At 37.1% G+C, this 2,192-nt stretch carries 2 protein-coding genes; one reads left to right on the top strand and one right to left on the bottom strand.

Features of this window, described 5'->3' with window-relative positions; all coding sequences use genetic code 11:
- Positions 1-162: 162 nt before the first annotated feature.
- Positions 163-1,188 carry a protein rep gene (locus ACFWZ2_RS43535; RefSeq protein WP_316975501.1) on the top strand — a complete coding sequence of 342 codons (1,026 nt, stop codon included), beginning with the start codon at positions 163-165 and terminating at the stop codon, positions 1,186-1,188.
- Between the two features lie 33 nt (positions 1,189-1,221).
- Here the strand turns inward: ACFWZ2_RS43535 and tenpIN are convergent, their stop codons facing one another.
- Positions 1,222-1,725: a type III toxin-antitoxin system TenpIN family toxin gene (gene tenpIN, locus ACFWZ2_RS43530; protein ID WP_052475755.1), complete on the bottom strand. Its 504-nt coding sequence runs from the start codon at positions 1,723-1,725 to the stop codon at positions 1,222-1,224.
- Between the last annotated feature and the right edge of the window lie 467 nt (positions 1,726-2,192).

Here is a 2,192-nt window from a genome sequence, read left to right as displayed (position 1 = left end):
TCTTGATACTATATAGAAACAACATCATTTTTCAAAATCAGGTCAACGCCTTGTGTGTCAAGGGTTAAACGGCTTTTTGACAGGTAAAAACTCCTTCTGCTATTATTAAGGTGTCGAATCAAAATAATAGAATGCTAGAGAACTAGCTCAGAAGGAGTTTTTTTGTTGATTTATTCATCTGAAAACGATTATAGCATCCTCGAAGACAAAACCGCAACAGGTAAAAAGCGGGATTGGAAGGGGAAAAAGAGACGTACGAACCTCATGGCGGAGCATTACGAAGCGTTAGAGAGTAAGATTGGGGCACCTTACTATGGCAAAAAGGCTGAAAAGCTAATTGGTTGTGCAGAGTATCTTTCGTTTAAGAGAGACCCGGAGACGGGCAAGTTAAAACTGTATCAAGCCCATTTTTGTAAAGTGAGGTTATGCCCGATGTGTGCGTGGCGCAGGTCGTTAAAAATTGCTTATCACAATAAGTTGATCGTAGAGGAAGCCAATCGGCAGTATGGCTGCGGATGGATTTTTCTCACGCTGACGGTTCGGAATGTAAAGGGAGAACGGCTGAAGCCACAAATTTCTGAGATGATGGAAGGCTTTAGGAAACTGTTCCAGTACAAAAAAGTAAAGACCTCGGTTCTTGGGTTTTTCAGAGCTTTAGAGATTACCAAAAATCATGAAGAAGATACATACCATCCGCATTTTCATGTGTTGATACCAGTAAGGAAAAATTATTTTGGGAAAAATTATATTAAGCAGGCGGAGTGGACGAGCCTTTGGAAAAAGGCGATGAAATTGGATTACACTCCAATTGTCGATATTCGTCGAGTGAAAGGTAAAGCCAAGATTGACGCTGAACAGATTGAAAACGAAGTGCGGGAAGCGATGATGGAGCAAAAAGCTGTTCTCGAAATCTCTAAATATCCGGTTAAGGATACGGATGTTGTGCGCGGCAATAAGGTGACAGAAGACAATCTGAACACGGTGCTTTACTTGGATGATGCGCTGGCTGCCCGTAGATTGATCGGGTACGGCGGCATTTTAAAAGAGATACATAAAGAGTTGAACCTTGGTGATGCGGAGGATGGCGATCTGGTCAAGATTGAGGAAGAAGATGATGAGGTTGCAAATGGAGCGTTTGAGGTAATGGCTTACTGGCATCCGGGAATTAAAAATTACATAATCAAATAAAAAAGAGCAGATCTTAAAGGTCTGCTTTTCTATTTAGGAGGTTTGTTGTTCAGAATAGTTCGAAACACATTCTAATTCTGTGTGATAATTTTGCAATGTTGAAAATTGGTACTTTCTTAAAATATTTTCATCCCCTGTATTATAGGCTTGGACATAACGATTCACATATTTTTCAAAAGACTGGATTATACGGTTTTCTGAATTTACAATTTTTAAAAATTCATCTTGTGGAATTTTGAATGATCTATGTGAGACAAAACGAGGATCTGTAATTATTATTGCTTTTGTATAGTCTAATCCTTTTCTGTATTTCTTATTGTGTTGCGTGTAAATCTTTGTAGGAAAGTTTTCTTTATGTTTCATTTTGGAGCGTAAAGGGATAGCGAATTGGTATCCTTTTATTTCAATCATTAAAACACCATAACCTCGCCCTTTGTCTTCAAGATTGCCATTTGAATTTTTATCTGCTATCTCTGTTAAATGGCTATGTTCGTCATAAAAGTCTTGTGTTAATTGATGCAATTTTATCTTCGCCATTGTTTTCCCCTTAAGTGATTTAAAAAATAAAAAAGACCTAGTAAAAATACTAGGTCTTTTTGAAATATCTTACAACATATTTTTTATCATTCGATGGGATTTCTTTTTTTAACGTGGGTCACTCCCTACCACCATTACATCTTTCATTAAGGATTTCTTTTTTTTACGAGGGGTTTCCTTTACCACCTGCATCTAAACATATTATATGTTGCGAATTCTTGAAAAGTCAAGGTACTAGCTGGATTTTTCAAGGATTCATTTTTATTTTACCTAAATCACTTGAAAAAATTCACATGATTTTTGTTTTGCCATGAACAATTACATAATTAAGTAAAGCAGACCCTTAAAGGTCTGCTTTACTATTTGACTAGCTTGGAAACGTTTGGTAGAAAGCAACAATGCCGATCACGCTTAACACAACTAGGATTCCTAGAATGCTCCACAATGTTACTTTTACACGCTTAGAC

Source organism: Streptomyces sp. NPDC059002 (assembly GCF_042740435.1).
In the GTDB taxonomy this organism is placed as follows: domain Bacteria; phylum Actinomycetota; class Actinomycetes; order Streptomycetales; family Streptomycetaceae; genus Streptomyces.
The sequence above is the reverse complement of the archived record's forward strand: the minus strand, read 5'-3'. Positions and strand labels throughout refer to the sequence as shown.

Coding starts and splice junctions, on each gene's coding strand:
- tenpIN (WP_052475755.1), bottom strand. CDS start 1,725: ATGGCGAAGATAAAATTGCATCAATTAACACAAGACTTTTATGACGAA.